Below are 14727 nucleotides of genomic sequence, written 5' to 3' on the forward strand. Positions count from 1 at the left end.
GCAGCGGTGGGCTGCGATCGAATCGGCGCTTGACAACGTTGTCGACCCGGTCGCATGATGTTCCCATCGAACTCGCGATGGCCGCGGATTCAACGATGACAACGATGTCGAGGTGGCAATGGAGCGCGACGAGTCGAGCGCGACGGTGGGCACCCAGCGTGACGGGCGCCGCCGGGCGCGCATCACCGACGTGGCGCAGCTCGCCGGCGTGAGCATCAAGACCGTCTCGCGCGTCGTCAACGGCGAGAGCGGCGTGCTTCCCGAGACCCGCGAACGCGTCGCCGCCGCGGTGCTCGAGCTCGGCTTCGTGCCCGACCGTCGCGCCCGGTCGCTCAAGCGCGGCGACACCGACACCATCGGCATCCTCATCGACGCCATCTCCGACCCGTTCTTCGCCGCGTTCGTCAGCGCCGTCGAGGAGCTCGCCGTCGCCGAGGGCCTCAACGTGCTCTTCGCCAGCACCGTGCACGACGCCGCACAGGAGCGCGAACAGCTCGAACGTCTCACCGGCGACCGCCTGCGCGGGCTCATCATCTCGCCCTTCGCGATCGAGTCCGCCGAGCTGGCGGCGCTGCGGCAGCGGTTCCCGGTGATCTGCGTCGACCGTTCGCGCGAAGGCATCGACTCGATCGTCGTCGACGACTACGGCGCCACGCTCGAAGCCGTCCGCGGCTTCCTCTCCCGCGGGCACCGCCGCATCGGCTTCATCGGCGAGGAGATCCCGTACCCCACCGTGTTCGAGCGCCTGAGCGCCTACCGCGACGCCCACGCCGAGGCCGGGGTCGAGGTGGACGAGAGCCTGATCATCGCGCAGGGCCGCCACCGCGAAGAGCGGTCGATCAGCGAGCTGCTCGCCCGCCCCGACGCGCCGACGGCCCTCTTCTGCGCCACCAGCCCCGCCGCCATCGCGACCATCCACGTGCTCAGTGCCGACCGCGTGCCGATGCCCGCGCTGATCTCGTTCGGCGACTTCCAGTTCGCCGACGTGTTCACCCCCGGCATCACCTGCGTCGACCAGGACCCCCGGCTGATCGGCGAGGCGACGTTCCGGCGGCTGATGCAGCTCGGCGCCGACCCCCAGGCCGAGCCGGAGCACATCGTCGTCCCCACCCGCCTCATCGCCCGCGGCTCGGGCGAGATGGCCCCCGAGCGCGACGCATCGGCCCGCCCGATCGGAGACCTGCGATGAACCCGGTCCTGCTGCCGCCCAACCCCGTCCAGCACTTCTACCGCGGCGGCGACCGCATCGCGGCGCTGCGCGGGATCGAGCCGGAGACCGACCACCAGCCCGAGGAGTGGCTGGGCGCGACGGTGTCGCGGTTCGGCACGCCGGACACCGGTCTCGCCGTCACCGCCGACGGCGCCCTGCTGCGCGACCTCGTGACCGCCGACCCCGCGGCCTGGACCGGCCCGGGGAGCGGAGCCGACGCGGGCGACGTGGGACTGCTGGTCAAGCTGCTCGACGCCCGCCAGCGCCTCCCCGTGCACGTGCACCCCGACCGGGCGTTCGCCACGAGCCACCTGGACTGCCCGTACGGCAAGACGGAGGCGTGGTTCGTGCTCGACACCGAGGCCGACAGCGCCGTGCACCTCGGCTGGAACACCGACCTCGACCGGGCCGAGCTGGACCGCCGCCGCGACGCCCAGGACAGCGAGTGGATGCTCGTGCACATGAACCGCGTCGTCGTGCGCCAGGGCATGGGCATCCTCGTGCCCGCCGGCACCGCGCACGCCATCGACGGCGGCATCTTCGTCGCCGAGGTGCAGGAGCCCACCGACTTCTCCATCCTGCTGGAGTGGTCGGTCACCACCTCGACCCGCGAGGAGTCGCACCTGGACCTCGGCTTCGACGCCGTGATGCCCGCCGTCTCGGCCGACCGCCTCGCCCCCGAGCAGCTCGCCGCACTGATCAGCGACGCGGGCACGACGCCCGCCGGCCCGCGCTTCCGCTCGCTCCTGCCCGCCGCCGCCGACCCCTTCTTCCGCCTCTGGGACGCGGCCGTCTCCGGGGACGTCTCGACCGAGCGCCCTGCCGGCTTCGGCGTCGTGCTGGTGCAGGAGGGGGAGGGCGAGCTGGTCGGCGCGTCCGGTCGGATCGCCGTCTCGCACGGCCAGGCCTTCGCCGTGCCGCACGCCTTCGGCGCCTGGCACCTCGCGGGTGACGCGCGCGTGCTCGTCGCCGAGCCGGGCGCGGGATGGCCGACCACGCTCACCGGGACCGGGATCCGATGAACGGCTACGTCGTCGGGGTCGACATGGGATCGACCAGCATCAAGCTCCTCGTCGCCGACACCGACGGACGCCAGGTGCTCGTCGCGAGCCGCCGGTCGCCGTGGACGAGCCGTGAGCACGGCCGCGCCGAGATGCCCGCCGCGGTCGCCGTCGACACCGTCCGCGAGCTCGCCCACGAGGCCGACGTCCTGCTGCGCGTGCACGGCCCCTACCGCGTGCTCGCGCTCGGGGTGTCGGGCATGGCCGAGGCCGGCGTGCTGCTGGACGCCGCCGGAGAGCCCGCGGCGCCCGTCATGGCCTGGTTCGACCCGCGCGGTGCCGCCGAGATCCTCGCCACCCCCGACGCCTTCCGCGCGGAGTTCCTCGGACGGACCGGACTGCCGGTGGGCCCGCTGGCCTCCATCGCCAAGATCCTGCACCTGCGCGAGTCCGGGGTGGACCTGCGCGGACGCACCTTCCTCACCGTGCCGGAGCTGGTGGTGCACGCCCTCGGCGGCCCCCGCGTCGCCGAGTACTCCCTGGCGTCGCGCACCGGGCTGCTCGACCAGGACGACAGCACGCCGTGGGACGCCGCCTTCGAGGTGCTCGGCGTGGGCGACGACCTGCTCGCGGAGCGCGTCGGCGCGGGCAGCGCCGTGGGCATCCTCTCGGACGACGCCATGCCCGACGGCTTCCGCGGCGCCGTGCTCACCGTCGCCGGCCACGACCACCTCGTCTCCGCCGTCGCGGTGGGCGCCGTCCACAGCAGACAGCTGTACGACTCGATGGGCACGGCCGAGGCGCTGGTGCGGGTGCTCGACGGCCCGCTGCCGTTCGACGCGCGCGAACGGCTCGCCCTCGCCGGCATCAACACCGTGCGTCATGTGCTGCCGGGCAAATACGTGCTGCTCGCCGGCACGAAGTCCGGTCTGCTCATGCGGCGCGTGCTGCAGCTGCTGGGCATCGCCGACGCCGCCGGCCGGGCGCGGATCGATGAAGCCGTGATGGCGCTGCCCGTCACCGGCACGCTCGCCGACGGGGCCCTCGCGGTCAGCGGTGCCCGCAACGACGACGGCGAGCTGAAGATCGTCGCGAACGGCGACGGCCTCGACCCGGCGGAACTGTTCACCGCGACGCTGCTGCACGGCAACGACATGTGCGCCGAGCTCATGGAGGTCATGGACCGCGAGGTCGCGCCGCCCACCTCGACCGTGCTGACCGGGGGCTGGTCGAGCATGGCGAGCGTCGTCCGCGCGCGCCGACTCGTGCTGCCCGATGTCACGGTCGCCACGCACGACGAGGCCACCGCCTACGGCGCCGCGCTGTTCGCCGCGTTCGCCGCGAGCACCCGCACCGACTTCGAGAGCGTGGCCGCGGCGTTCCGCTCCGGCCACTCCGATCACGACAACAGCAAGGGAAGGAGCTGACCCATGTCGCTCAGTTCTACGGTTCCGGTTCTCCAGGCGCGCGGACTCTCGCGCCAGTTCGGCCACGTGCGCGCGCTGAACGACGTCGACTTCGAGGTGTATCCGGGGGAGGTGACGGCCCTCATCGGCGACAACGGCGCCGGCAAGTCGACGCTCGTCAAGGCGCTCTCGGGCAACCTCGCCGTCGACTCCGGCACGATCCTGTTCGACGGCGAAGAGGCCGACATGTCCACGCCGTCCGCGGTGAGCGCGCTCGGTGTCGAGACCGTCTACCAGGACCTCGCGCTCGCGCCCCACCTCGACCCGGTGCAGAACATGTACCTCGGCCGCGAGCTGCGCCAGACCGGCGTCGCCGGCGCCCTCGGCTTCATGAAGACCAAGGAGATGCGCGCCCAGTCGCGGGCCGCCTTCGACGAGCTGGGCGCCACCGTGCGCTCGCTCACCTCGCCGGTGGGGGAGATGTCGGGCGGCCAGCGGCAGGCCATCGCCATCGCCCGCGCCGTGCACTGGGCCTCGCGCGTGGTGTTCCTCGACGAGCCCACCGCGGCGCTGGGGGTGCGGCAGACGCAGAACGTGCTCGAGACGATCCGCCGGGTGCGCGACAAGGGCATCGCCGTGGTGTTCATCTCGCACTCCATGCCGCACGTCATGGAGGTCTCCGACCGCATCCAGGTGCTGCGCCTGGGCACGCGCGTTGCCAACATCCCCGCCGCCGACACCTCCATGGAGGAGCTCGTCGGCCTCATGACCGGCGCCGTGACCCGCGACGCCGCCCCGCCCGTGGCCGACGTCGCCCCCGAAGGCGACGTCGCCGAGACCTCCGCCGCTGACAAGGAGCCGAACCGATGAGCACGACGAAGCCCCCCACGGAGACCGTGGCGATCGGCACCCTCGAGGAGCCGAAGAACGGCTACTTCCGCAACCTGCTCCGCGCCCAGGCCTTCCAGATCCTGCTCGTGCTGATCGCGATCGTCGTCGTGTTCAGCCTGCTGGCACCCGACACGTTCGCCCAGTGGTCGAACTTCCGGCTGATCATCCAGAACGCCTCGATCCTCGCCGTGCTCGCGGTCGGCATGACCTACGTGATCATCACGGCCGGCATCGACCTGTCGATCGGCTCGGTGCTGGTGTTCTCCGGCGTCGTCTCGGCCATGGTCATGCGCGTCATCGGCGGGGCGGGCTGGGGCACGGCCGTGGTCGGCATCCTCGTCGCGATCGCCTGCGGCATCGGCTGGGGACTGCTCAACGGGTTCCTCATCGCCAAGGCGAAGATCCCGCCGCTGATCGTCACGCTCGGCACGCTGGGCATGTCGCTCGGCCTCGCGCAGATCCTCACCGGCGGCGTCGACATCCGTGAGGTGCCCGCCGTGCTGACCACCACCATCGGCTACGGCAACGTGCTCGGCACGATCCCCACCATCTCGGTCATCGCCCTCGTGATCATCGTGATCGGCGGAGTGGTGCTGCACTTCACCCGTTTCGGCCTGCACACCTACGCGGTCGGATCGAGCGAGCTCGCCGCGCGACGGGTGGGCGTGAAGGTGGACCGCCACCTCATCGCGATCTACACCCTCTCCGGCGGTCTCGCCGGCGTCGCGGGCATCCTCTCGCTGTCGCAGTTCTCCACCACCGCGATCGCCGGGCAGTCGCAGACCAACCTCAACGTGATCGCCGCGGTCGTCATCGGCGGCACGAGCCTCTTCGGCGGCGTCGGCACCATCGTCGGCACCGTCGTGGGCCTGTTCATCCCCGCGGTGCTGCAGAACGGCTTCGTCATCACCGGCGTGCCGCCGTTCTGGCAGCAGGTCGCCGTCGGCGCGGTGCTCATCACCGCCGTCTACGTCGACCAGGTCCGCCGCTCGGCCGCCATGCGCGGCAACTCCCAGAGCCTCTGGCGCAAGTTCGTCAGCGGGGGCCGGCGTACCTGACGCCCGGCCCACCACCATCCACACACAGTCAAGAGAAGAACGGTGATCACAATGAAGTGGAACAGGAAAGCGATCAGCATCGCCGCACTCGGCGCGTCCGCGACGCTCATCCTCGCCGGTTGCGCAGGCGGGGGCGGAGACGCGGGCGGCGACGGCGGATCCAGCGGCGGCGACGACGGCTACAACATCGCGTTCGTGCAGGGCGTGGCCGGAGACGAGTTCTACATCTCCATGCAGTGCGGCATCGAAGAAGCGGCCAAGGAGGCCGGAGCGACGGTGCAGGTGCAGGGCCCGGAGAAGTTCGACCCGACGCTGCAGAAGCCGATCGTCGATGCGCTCGTCGCCTCCAAGCCCGACGCGCTGCTCATCGCCCCGACCGACGTGACCGCGATGCAGGCGCCCATCCAGGCCGCGGCCGACGCCGGCATCAAGGTCGTCCTCGTCGACACCACCCTGGAGGACCCGTCGATGGCGGTCTCCCAGATCGCGTCGGACAACGAGGGCGGTGGCGCCGCGGCGTTCGAGGCCATCCAGAAGGCGCACCCCGAGGGCGGCAAGGTGCTCGTGGTCTCGATCGACCCCGGCATCTCCACGTCGGACGCGCGCGGTGAGGGCTTCGAGAAGGCCGTCGCCGAGGACTCGAAGTTCGAGTCGCTGGGCATCGAGTACTCGCACAACGAGCCCGCGGAGGCCGCCCGCATCGTGACCGCCGCGCTGCAGGCCAACCCGGACATCGTCGGCATCTTCGCCGCCAACCTGTTCGCCGCCGAGGGCACCGCGACCGGCATCCAGCAGGCCGGCAAGCAGGGCGAGGTGACCGTGGTCGGCTTCGACGCCGGACCCGCGCAGGTCGAGGCGCTCCGCAACGACGTCGTCCAGGCGCTCGTCGCCCAGGAGCCGGCCACCATCGGCAAGGACGGCGTCGCCCAGGCGCTCGCCGCCCTCGAGGGAGACGCCACCGAGGAGAAGATCCAGACCGGGTTCACGGTCATCACCAAGGAGAACATCGACACCGACGGCGCCGACGCCGTCTACAAGTCGACCTGCTGACACCCCCTCCGGCGACCGGGGGATCCCCCGGTCGCCGGAGTCACCCCCGAGAGGACCCCATGAGCTTCCCTGATCTCGCCGGAAAGGTCGCCGTCGTCACCGGAGGCGCCCGCGGCATCGGCTACTCGCTCGCCACCGCCCTCGCCCGCGCCGGTGTGCGCGTGGCGCTGCTGGACCTGCTGCCCGAGGTCGAGGAGTCCGCCGCGCGGCTGGCATCCGAGACCGGAGCCCGCACCGCCGCCGCCCTGGTCGACGTCACCGATGCCGACTCGGTCGAGCGCGCCTTCGCGGCGGTGCGCGAGGAGCTCGGCGTCGCCGACCTGCTGGTGACCGCGGCCGGCATCACCATCTGGGGCGACTCGACCGAGGTCGATCCCGGCACGTGGGCGAAGGTCGTCGACGTGAACCTCAGCGGCACGTTCTACTGCACGCAGGCCTTCGCCCGACCGCTGCGGGCGGAGGGCCGCGAGGGGTCCGCGATCCTCATCTCGTCGATGTCGGGCCGGGTGGTCAACGTGCCCCAGCATCAGGCGTCGTACAACGCGTCGAAGGCCGCCGTCGACCAGCTGGCGAAGTCGCTCGCCGTGGAGTGGGCGCCCGCGATCCGGGTCAACGCCATCGCGCCCGGCTACATCCTCTCCGACATGACCCGCCAGTTCACCGAGGCCAACCCCGAGCTGGCCGCCGACTGGGTGTCGATGATCCCGGCCGGCCGCATGGGCGTGCCCGCCGACCTCGACGGCCTGCTCCTGCTGCTCGCCTCGTCGGCCTCGTCGTACCTCACCGGGCAGACGCTGGTGATCGACGGCGGCTACACCGCGATCTGACATGACGGCCGCCTACCTCGCCGTCGACCTGGGCTCGTCGAGCCTGCGCGTCATGGTCGGCCTGCTGCGCCCCGACGCGCCGGACGGGCCCCGGATGGCGGTCCGGGAGGCCGCCCGGTTCCCCAACACCCCGGTGCCGCGCGCCGAGGGGCTCGGGTGGGACGTGCCTGCGCTCTTCGACGGCGTGCTCGCCGGACTCCGCGCGGGCGTCGCGATCGCCGCGGAGGAGGGAGCGGAGCTGCGCGGCATCGGCGTGGACGCGTGGGGCGTGGACTACGCCCGGCTCACCGTCGACGGCACCCTGCGTCCGTTCGTGCGGCACCACCGCGCTGCCGACCCGGACCTCGCCGCCCGCACCTCCGCCGGCCGCGACCTCGCCGCCGACTACGCCGTCACCGGGGTGCTCGACCAGGCCATCAACACGGCCCATCAGCTGCGGCAGGACCAGTCCGCGGGCATCGGCGACCCCGACGACACGATCCTGCTGACCGCCGACATCGTCGTGCACCTGCTCACCGGGCGGGTGGGGGCCGAGCCCTCGCTCGCCTCGACCACCGCGCTGCTCGACCGGGCGACCGGGGACTGGTCGGCCGCGCTCGCCGCGGGTCTTCCCGCCCGGCTCCCTCCCGTGGTGCCGACGGGATCGTCGGCCGGGCCCACCACCGCCCGGGTCACCGCGGCGATCGGCGCCGCGCACCCCGTGCCCGTCTTCGCGGTGACGGCGCACGACACCGCCGCCGCATTCATGGCCGTGACCGCCGCCGACGACGAGGGGACCGGTGTCGTCTCCAGCGGGAGCTGGGGGGTGGCCGGGGTGGCCCTGCCCGCGCTGCTGCGCGACGACCGCGCCCGCCGCGACGGCTTCACCCAGGAGATCGGCGCCGGGGGCGACACCCTGCTGGTGAAGAACCTCAGCGGCATGTGGCTGCTGCAGCAGACGCTGCGCGAGTGGGCCGCCGCCGACGGCGAGGCCGAGCCGTCGCTCGACATGCTCACCGCGCTGCTCGACGCGGCGGCCCGGTCGTCGTACCCCGGTCTCTTCGATCCCGCCGACCCCGCGCTGCAGGCCCCGGACGACCTGGTCGCGCGGTTGGTGCGGGCGTGCGTCGAGGGCGGGGCCGAGCCGCCGTCCACCAGGGCCGACCTCGTCCGCGCCATCGTGGACAGCCTCGCCGTCGCCTACGCCGACACCGTCGCGCTCGCCGCCCGCCGGAGCGGACGCACCCTGGAGCGCATCCGCATCGTCGGCGGCGGCGCGCGCAACGCCCTGCTGTGCGCCCGCACCGCCGCCCGCAGCGGGCTTCCCGTCATCGCCGGACCCGTCGAGGCATCCGTCCGCGGTGTGCTGCTGCAGGTCGCGCTCGCCGCCGGCGACCTGCCCGACGCCGCGACCGCCCGTGCCCTCCCGGTCGACGACGGCGACGGCCCGCCGCGCGTCCACCACCCCGCCCCCACCCGATCGGAGCCCCTGCATGACCTCGCGTGAGCTGCTCGCCGCCCTCAGCCGCCGCCTCGGCGACCCCGCCCTCGACGCGGCCGTCCTCGGCGAGGGCAACACCTCGATGCGCGAGGGCGACACGATGCTGGTCAAGGCCTCGGGCGCCGTGCTCGGAGCCGCCCGCCCGGAGGACTTCGTACCGCTGGTGCTCGCCGAGGCGCGCGAGCTCATCGACGACGAGCGCGCGACGGGCACCGATGTCGACCGCTACTTCGACCGCGTCGCGGAGGCGGAGGGACGACGGCCCTCGGTCGAGGCGCTGCTGCACGTGGTGCTCTACGACCAGGCGCCGGCGCGGGTGATCGCCCACGCGCATCCGACCGCGGTGAACGCCGTGCTGTGCTCGCAGAGACCCGAGCTGCTGGTGGAGGGTGCGCTGTTCCCCGACCAGATCGTGGTGCTCGGAGCGGCCCCGCTGCTGGTGCCCTACATCGATCCGGGTCTCGCCCTCGCGCGGGAGGTGCGGGCGCGGCTCGCGGCGCACATCGACGCCCACGGCTCACCGCCCGTCACCGTGTACCTGCAGAACCATGGGATGTTCGCGACCGGCGCGACGGCTGACCAGGTCATCGGGATGACCGCGATGGCGCAGAAGTGCGCGCGGGCGATCATCGGTGCCGAGACGCTGGGCGGGGTGCGGTTCATGCCGGCCGACGAGGTGCGGCGCATCGACACCCGGCCCGATGAGATCTACCGGCGGGCGCTGCTCGCAGAAGGAGGGGAACGATGAGCGGTGTGTCGGTGAAGGACCGGGTGGCGCTGCTGACCGGGGCGAGCTCGGGCATCGGGCTGGCGACCGCGCAGGCGCTCGCGGCAGCCGGCTGCCACGTGGTCGCTGTGGCGCGCGACGAGCAGCGGCTCGCGGCGCTCGCCGCGGAGCATCCGGAGCGGGTCACGACGATCGCCGCCGATGTGTCGGAGCCGCAGAGCGCCGAGGACGTCGTGGCCGAGACCCTGCGCCGCCACGGCCGCCTCGACATCGTGCTGCCCAACGCGGGGATCTATCTCGGCGGCGATCTCGCCGATGCGACGGTCGCTCAGATCGCAGCGGTGGTGGCCACCAACGTCACCGGTGTGATGGCGCTGGTGCGCGCGGCGCTCCCCCCGCTGCTGGCGCAGGGCAGCGGCGACATCCTCGTCACGAGCTCGGTGTCGGGGCACCAGGACATCGAGTGGGAGCCGGTGTACTCCGCCAGCAAGCACGCCGTGCAGTCGTTCGTGCACACGGTGCGTCGTCAGTACGCCGACAGCGGGGTGCGCATCGGGGCGATCGCGCCCGGGGTCGTCCTCAATCCGCTGTGGGGCTTCGCGCACGGCTCGCCCGAAGAGGCGGAGCGCATCGCCGAGGGCACGGGTATCCGGTCGTCGGACGTGGCGGATGCGATGCTGTTCATGCTGACCAGGCCGGCGCACGTGGTCGTGCGCGACCTGGTGCTGCTGCCGACCGGGCAGCCGATCTGAGCGAGGGGGATCAGCCGTGACCGAGCCGCGTGCGCTGCCGGAGGGGACCGCCGGGCCCGTCGTGACGCTGACGGCGGCCGGGGCGATCGATGCCACGTACCGGCTGCCCGTCCCGATCGAGCGCGGAGCCTTCGTGCGCGCGTCCGGCTGGGAGCGGGAGGTCAGCGGCAAGGGCGTGAACGTGTCGGCGGCGCTGCGCGCGGCCGGGGTGGCCACCGCGGCGGTGGTGGTGCTCGGGGCGGACGACGTGGCGTTCGCGGCGCAGTCGCCGCTGGCCGACGTGCTGCGGATCGTGACCGTGCCGGGGGCCACCCGGGTCAACACGTCGATCATCGATGCGGGCGGTGCCACCACGAAGGTCAACGCGCCGACGCCGCCGCTCACACCGGCGGCCTGGGAGGAGACGCGGTCCGCCGTGGTAGGGGCGTGCCGCGCGCTCGCCGCCTCGTGGCTGGTGGTGTCGGGCACGCTCCCGGAGGTGACCGGCGCCGAGGCCCGGATCGCCGACGTCGTACGCGCGGTGCGCGGCGCCGGGGTGCGCGTGGCCGTGGACACCAGCGGCGCCGCGCTCGCGGAGCTGGTGGCCGACCCCACGGAGGTGGCGCTGCTGAAGCCGAACACGCACGAGCTCGCCGAGCTCGTGGGGCGTCCGCTGCGCACGGTCGGCGAGGTGACGGCGGCCGCGCGCGAGCTGGTCGCCCGCGGTGTCGCCACGGTGTACACGAGCATGGGGGCCGACGGCGTGCTGGTCGTGACGGATGCGGCGGTGATCCACGCGCGGGCGGTCGCTCCGGCCGTCGTGAACACGGCGGGCGCGGGCGATGCTTCTCTCGCCGGCTTCCTGCACGGTCTCGGCGGCGCGTCCGGGGGACGGGCGGCGCTGACGACGGCGGCGGCGACCGCGGCCTCCTGGGGGGCGCTCGCCGTGAGCCGTCCGACCACGCTGCTCGACGCGGTGGAGGCGGCGCCGCGCGCGGTCGTCACGGACGAGCCCGACCCGGCGACGCGGTTGACCGAACCGGCGGTCTGACCCCGCCCCGGGCGCCCGTCAGCCGAGCGGGCGCAGGTGCAGGCCGTCGGCGTCGGCGGTGAGCGCGACGCGGTCGAGGCCGTCCACGACCAGGTCGGCGGGCAGCGCCTCGGCGTCGACCGTGCCGGTGACCGCGAGCACCGTGCAGCCGGCGGCCCGGGCGGCCGCGATCCCCGCGGCCGCGTCCTCCACCACGAGGCAGCGCGCGGGGTCCACCCCCAGGCGTGTCGCCGCGGTGCGGAACGGCTCGGGGTCGGGCTTGCCGCGGGTGACGTCGTCGGCGGTGACGAACACCCCCGGTGCCGCGAACCCGGCGGCCGCCAGTCGCGCGGCGGCCAGGGGTGCGGCTCCCGAGGTGACGATGGCGCGCCGGTGCGCGGGAACCGCGTCGTAGAGGGCCCGCGCTCCCGGCACGCTCGGCAGGTCGACCGCGTCGGAGAGCTCCAGGTCGAGGATGCGGTCGAGGCCCTCGGTGTGCTGCGCGGGGGCGAGCAGCCGCGACACGAGCACGTGAGCGGGCTGCCCGTGGTTCTCGTGCAGGGCCTCGGCCGAGACGCCGTAGTGGGCGGCGAAGCGGCGCCACGACCGGATGACCGAGGCGGTGGAGTCGACGAGGGTGCCGTCGAGGTCGAACAGCACCGCGTCGAACGTCCGGCGGAAGACCACGGCGTCGGGGTCGAGCGACGGACGCGGCCCGACGACGACGCGCACGCGCGCGAGCTGCTGCGCGGTCGACAGGTCGGCGTCGATGCGGGTCACCGGGATCGCCGGGGGAGGCGGGGTCTCGTCGGCGCGGTGGAGGTCTCTCGGGGTCGCCCGTTCGGCGCGTCGCGCGGCGAGCAGGTCGGAGTCGCCCGTGAGGTGGAGCACGTGCGGGGTCGCCGGAGCCACCGCGGCGCGGAGCAGCTCCCACGCCGCTCCGCCCTGCAGCTCGCGCGTGAAGGGCGCCACGAGCACGGCTCCGCCCGCGGTGGCGACGGCGTCGGCGGCCACGGCCCGCAGCGCGGCGTAGCGACCCTCGCGTACGGCGGCGGCATGCGGCCCGCGCAGCCAGTGGCCGTCCCAGAGCTCGGGCGGGAGCGCGTCGAGGAGGGGAGTCGTGACGGCGTCGAGGTCGAGGAGCGGGACGCCGAGCTCGGCGGCGAGGGCCCGGCCGAGGGTGGTCTTGCCGCTTCCCGCGACCCCGGCCACGACGACCACGTGGGCGTCCGACGGTTGACAGGTCTCGGTCATACCCCCACCATAGAAGAGAAAGACACCGGTGTCATGGTTGATTTTCCGCGGATCATCGGTTTCTGCCCACGAGAAGAGGAACCCATGCTCACCCGCACCGTCGCCAACCCGCTCACGACGCTCGAACGCCGTGCCCTGCAGTCCCTCTCCACCCCCGACGGCGGCATGCTCATCGTCGCCGCCGACCAGCGCAACGGCATGAAGGCCGCCATCCCCGACGCACCGGGCGGCCCCGACGCCATCACCCGCGAAGAGCTGTCGGCGGTGAAGGCCGACCTCGTGCGCCACCTGGCCGTGCACGCGCCGGCCATCCTGCTCGACCCCGAGGTCGCCCTGCCGGCCGTCGTCGACGACGGCGTGCTCGACCGCGACACCGCCCTCGTGGTGGGCCTCGACGCGTCCGGCTTCGAGACCGTCGACGGTCTGCGCTACACGCGCTTCGTGCCCGGCGTCACCCCGCGCACGGTGCGCGAGCTCGGCGGCGGGGTCGCCAAGATGCTCTATTACACGCGGCCCGACCGGCAGGGGCGCGACTCCCGCGTCGCCGACGAGATGCGCGCGCTCATCGCCGAGTGCGAGGTGGAGGGACTCCTGCTGATCGTCGAGCTGCTCACCTACCGCCTCGACGACGAGACCGAGGAGGAGTACGCGGACGCCTTCCCGGCGCTCGTCGCCGAGGGGGCCGCGCTCGCCGTCGCGGCCGGTGCGAAGATCCTCAAGCTGCAGTACCCGGGATCCGCCGAGGCCAGCGCCGCGGTGACCGAGGCGGCCCAGGGGGTGCCGTGGGCGGTGCTGTCGGCCGGGGTCGACCACGAGACCTTCATCGGTCAGGTCACCACGGCGGTCGCGAACGGGGCGGCGGGAGCGATGGCCGGACGCTCGCTGTGGAAGGACAGCCTCTCGTACGACGCCGCCCGCCGCGAGGAACTGCTGACGACCCGCGCGCTGCCGCGACTGCGCGAGCTGGCCGCCGCCGTCGACGGGCGCGGCTGAGCGCGGCGCGGCCGGTAGGGTGGCCGGAGGCTGCCCCGCCCCGGGGGCAAGGAGGTACCTGTGACGACCATGCGTGACGTCGCCGCGCGCGCGGGCGTGAGCACCAAGACGGTCTCGCGCGTGTTCAACGACGACCCGCACGTGCTGCCGCACACCAGGGCCCTGGTCGAGCAGGCCATGCGCGAGCTCAACTACGTCCCCAACGTGCTGGCCACCACCTTCCGCGCCGGGCGGACCTCGGTCATCGGGGTCGCGGTGCCCGACATCGTCGACCCGTTCTTCGCCTCGATCGCCCGCGCCATCGAAGACGTCGCGCGCGGGCGCGGACTGTCCACGCTCGTCACGAGTCTGGGGTCCGACCCGGAGGGGGAGCGTCCGGCGATCGAGTCGATGCTCGGCCGGCAGCTGTCGGGACTGGTGATCGCCCCGGTCGGGGTCGACCACTCCTGGTTGGAACGGTGGCGCGAGCACACGCCGATCGTGTTCGTCGACCGGGCGCCCGTCGGCCTCGACGCCGACACGTTCGTCGAGGCCGACGAGCGCGGGGCCGTGGCGGCGGTGCAGCACCTGATCGGCCACGGGCACCGGCGGATCGCCTACGTCGGCGACGCCGTGCACCTGTCCACCGAGGCGAACCGGCTGGAGGGCTGGCGACGCGGGCTCGCGGAGGCGGGGATCGCGGCCGACGCGGAGCTGGTGCGATCCGGCGTCTCGGATCGGGAGGCGGCACGGCAGGCGGTGGCGCAGCTGCGGGCCCTCGACGACCCGCCCACCGCCCTCTTCTCGGCCAACGCGCGGTGCTCGATGGCGCTCGCCGCGGCGCTGCGCGACGAGCCCCTCGCGATCGTCGGCTTCGGCGACTTCCCGATGGCCGACGTTCTGACGCCGGCGCTCACCGTGATCGACCAGGACCCGTATCGCCTGGGCACGCTCGCCGCGGAGCGCATCTTCGACCGGCTCGGCGGTGTGGAGCCCGCAGGGCCGGCGGTCGCGGTGATCGACGTCGACCTGGTCGAGCGCGAGTCGTGCCGCACCGGGGCCGCCCCGGTCTGAGCCGCTCGACCCGCGG

14 protein-coding genes are annotated in these 14727 nt (G+C 73.5%); 13 read left to right on the top strand and 1 reads right to left on the bottom strand.

Going from position 1 to position 14727, the window contains the following annotated elements; genetic code table 11:
• The first annotated feature begins 118 nt into the window (after positions 1-118).
• The 11 genes from KZC56_RS08280 to KZC56_RS08330 are packed head-to-tail and all read left to right on the top strand — an operon-like array spanning position 119 to position 11432.
• Entirely contained in the window at positions 119-1189 is a 1071-nt protein-coding gene (locus tag KZC56_RS08280) for a LacI family DNA-binding transcriptional regulator (RefSeq protein WP_247638869.1), read from the top strand.
• Positions 1186-2232 (top strand): class I mannose-6-phosphate isomerase, encoded by a 1047-nt coding sequence (locus KZC56_RS08285; RefSeq protein WP_247638334.1) that lies wholly within the window; start codon positions 1186-1188, stop codon positions 2230-2232. The genes KZC56_RS08280 and KZC56_RS08285 overlap by 4 nt, the downstream gene beginning before the upstream one ends.
• Positions 2229-3638, top strand: a complete 1410-nt coding sequence (locus KZC56_RS08290) for an FGGY-family carbohydrate kinase (protein ID WP_247638335.1) — start codon at positions 2229-2231, stop codon at positions 3636-3638. The genes KZC56_RS08285 and KZC56_RS08290 overlap by 4 nt, the downstream gene beginning before the upstream one ends.
• A 3-nt stretch (positions 3639-3641) precedes the next feature.
• Complete coding sequence (locus tag KZC56_RS08295) at positions 3642-4487, top strand: ATP-binding cassette domain-containing protein (RefSeq protein WP_136028610.1); 846 nt, start codon at positions 3642-3644, stop codon at positions 4485-4487.
• Positions 4484-5566 carry an ABC transporter permease gene (locus KZC56_RS08300; RefSeq protein ID WP_247638336.1) on the top strand — a complete coding sequence of 361 codons (1083 nt, stop codon included), beginning with the start codon at positions 4484-4486 and terminating at the stop codon, positions 5564-5566. The genes KZC56_RS08295 and KZC56_RS08300 overlap by 4 nt, the downstream gene beginning before the upstream one ends.
• Positions 5567-5617: 51 nt before the next feature.
• Entirely contained in the window at positions 5618-6616 is a 999-nt protein-coding gene (locus KZC56_RS08305; RefSeq protein WP_136046229.1) for an ABC transporter substrate-binding protein, read from the top strand.
• Positions 6617-6675: 59 nt separating this feature from the next.
• Complete coding sequence (locus KZC56_RS08310; protein ID WP_136028608.1) at positions 6676-7443, top strand: SDR family oxidoreductase; 768 nt, start codon at positions 6676-6678, stop codon at positions 7441-7443.
• A gap of 1 nt (position 7444) precedes the next feature.
• On the top strand, positions 7445-8929 hold the full coding sequence (locus tag KZC56_RS08315) for a rhamnulokinase (RefSeq protein ID WP_247638337.1): 1485 nt from the start codon (positions 7445-7447) through the stop codon (positions 8927-8929).
• Positions 8916-9671, top strand: coding sequence for a class II aldolase/adducin family protein (locus tag KZC56_RS08320; protein WP_247638338.1), 756 nt, complete (start codon positions 8916-8918; stop codon positions 9669-9671). The genes KZC56_RS08315 and KZC56_RS08320 overlap by 14 nt, the downstream gene beginning before the upstream one ends.
• Positions 9668-10402, top strand: a complete 735-nt coding sequence (locus KZC56_RS08325; protein ID WP_136036972.1) for an SDR family oxidoreductase — start codon at positions 9668-9670, stop codon at positions 10400-10402. The genes KZC56_RS08320 and KZC56_RS08325 overlap by 4 nt, the downstream gene beginning before the upstream one ends.
• A 16-nt stretch (positions 10403-10418) precedes the next feature.
• On the top strand, positions 10419-11432 hold the full coding sequence (locus KZC56_RS08330) for a 1-phosphofructokinase family hexose kinase (protein ID WP_247638339.1): 1014 nt from the start codon (positions 10419-10421) through the stop codon (positions 11430-11432).
• A gap of 18 nt (positions 11433-11450) precedes the next feature.
• Here KZC56_RS08330 and KZC56_RS08335 read toward each other — a convergent pair whose 3' ends face one another.
• Positions 11451-12665, bottom strand: a complete 1215-nt coding sequence (locus tag KZC56_RS08335) for an HAD-IA family hydrolase (protein WP_247638340.1) — start codon at positions 12663-12665, stop codon at positions 11451-11453.
• 84 nt (positions 12666-12749) lie between these two features.
• On the opposite strand from KZC56_RS08335, the gene KZC56_RS08340 reads away from it, so the two are divergent.
• Positions 12750-13658: a hypothetical protein gene (locus KZC56_RS08340; protein WP_247638341.1), complete on the top strand. Its 909-nt coding sequence runs from the start codon at positions 12750-12752 to the stop codon at positions 13656-13658.
• A gap of 69 nt (positions 13659-13727) precedes the next feature.
• Positions 13728-14711, top strand: a complete 984-nt coding sequence (locus KZC56_RS08345) for a LacI family DNA-binding transcriptional regulator (protein WP_247638870.1) — start codon at positions 13728-13730, stop codon at positions 14709-14711.
• The last annotated feature ends 16 nt before the right edge of the window (positions 14712-14727 follow it).

It is taken from the genome of Microbacterium sufflavum (genome assembly GCF_023091155.1).
GTDB classification, from domain to species: Bacteria; Actinomycetota; Actinomycetes; order Actinomycetales; family Microbacteriaceae; genus Microbacterium; species Microbacterium sufflavum.

Bases quoted from the DNA above. Each gene is read 5' to 3' on its own strand.
- KZC56_RS08290 (WP_247638335.1), top strand. From the start codon at position 2,229: ATGAACGGCTACGTCGTCGGGGTCGACATGGGATCGACCAGCATCAAG.
- KZC56_RS08335 (WP_247638340.1), bottom strand. From the start codon at position 12,665: ATGACCGAGACCTGTCAACCGTCGGACGCCCACGTGGTCGTCGTGGCC.
- KZC56_RS08295 (WP_136028610.1), top strand. From the start codon at position 3,642: ATGTCGCTCAGTTCTACGGTTCCGGTTCTCCAGGCGCGCGGACTCTCG.
- KZC56_RS08280 (WP_247638869.1), top strand. From the start codon at position 119: ATGGAGCGCGACGAGTCGAGCGCGACGGTGGGCACCCAGCGTGACGGG.
- KZC56_RS08345 (WP_247638870.1), top strand. From the start codon at position 13,728: ATGCGTGACGTCGCCGCGCGCGCGGGCGTGAGCACCAAGACGGTCTCG.
- KZC56_RS08325 (WP_136036972.1), top strand. From the start codon at position 9,668: ATGAGCGGTGTGTCGGTGAAGGACCGGGTGGCGCTGCTGACCGGGGCG.
- KZC56_RS08285 (WP_247638334.1), top strand. From the start codon at position 1,186: ATGAACCCGGTCCTGCTGCCGCCCAACCCCGTCCAGCACTTCTACCGC.
- KZC56_RS08315 (WP_247638337.1), top strand. From the start codon at position 7,445: ATGACGGCCGCCTACCTCGCCGTCGACCTGGGCTCGTCGAGCCTGCGC.
- KZC56_RS08310 (WP_136028608.1), top strand. From the start codon at position 6,676: ATGAGCTTCCCTGATCTCGCCGGAAAGGTCGCCGTCGTCACCGGAGGC.
- KZC56_RS08300 (WP_247638336.1), top strand. From the start codon at position 4,484: ATGAGCACGACGAAGCCCCCCACGGAGACCGTGGCGATCGGCACCCTC.
- KZC56_RS08305 (WP_136046229.1), top strand. From the start codon at position 5,618: ATGAAGTGGAACAGGAAAGCGATCAGCATCGCCGCACTCGGCGCGTCC.
- KZC56_RS08320 (WP_247638338.1), top strand. From the start codon at position 8,916: ATGACCTCGCGTGAGCTGCTCGCCGCCCTCAGCCGCCGCCTCGGCGAC.
- KZC56_RS08340 (WP_247638341.1), top strand. From the start codon at position 12,750: ATGCTCACCCGCACCGTCGCCAACCCGCTCACGACGCTCGAACGCCGT.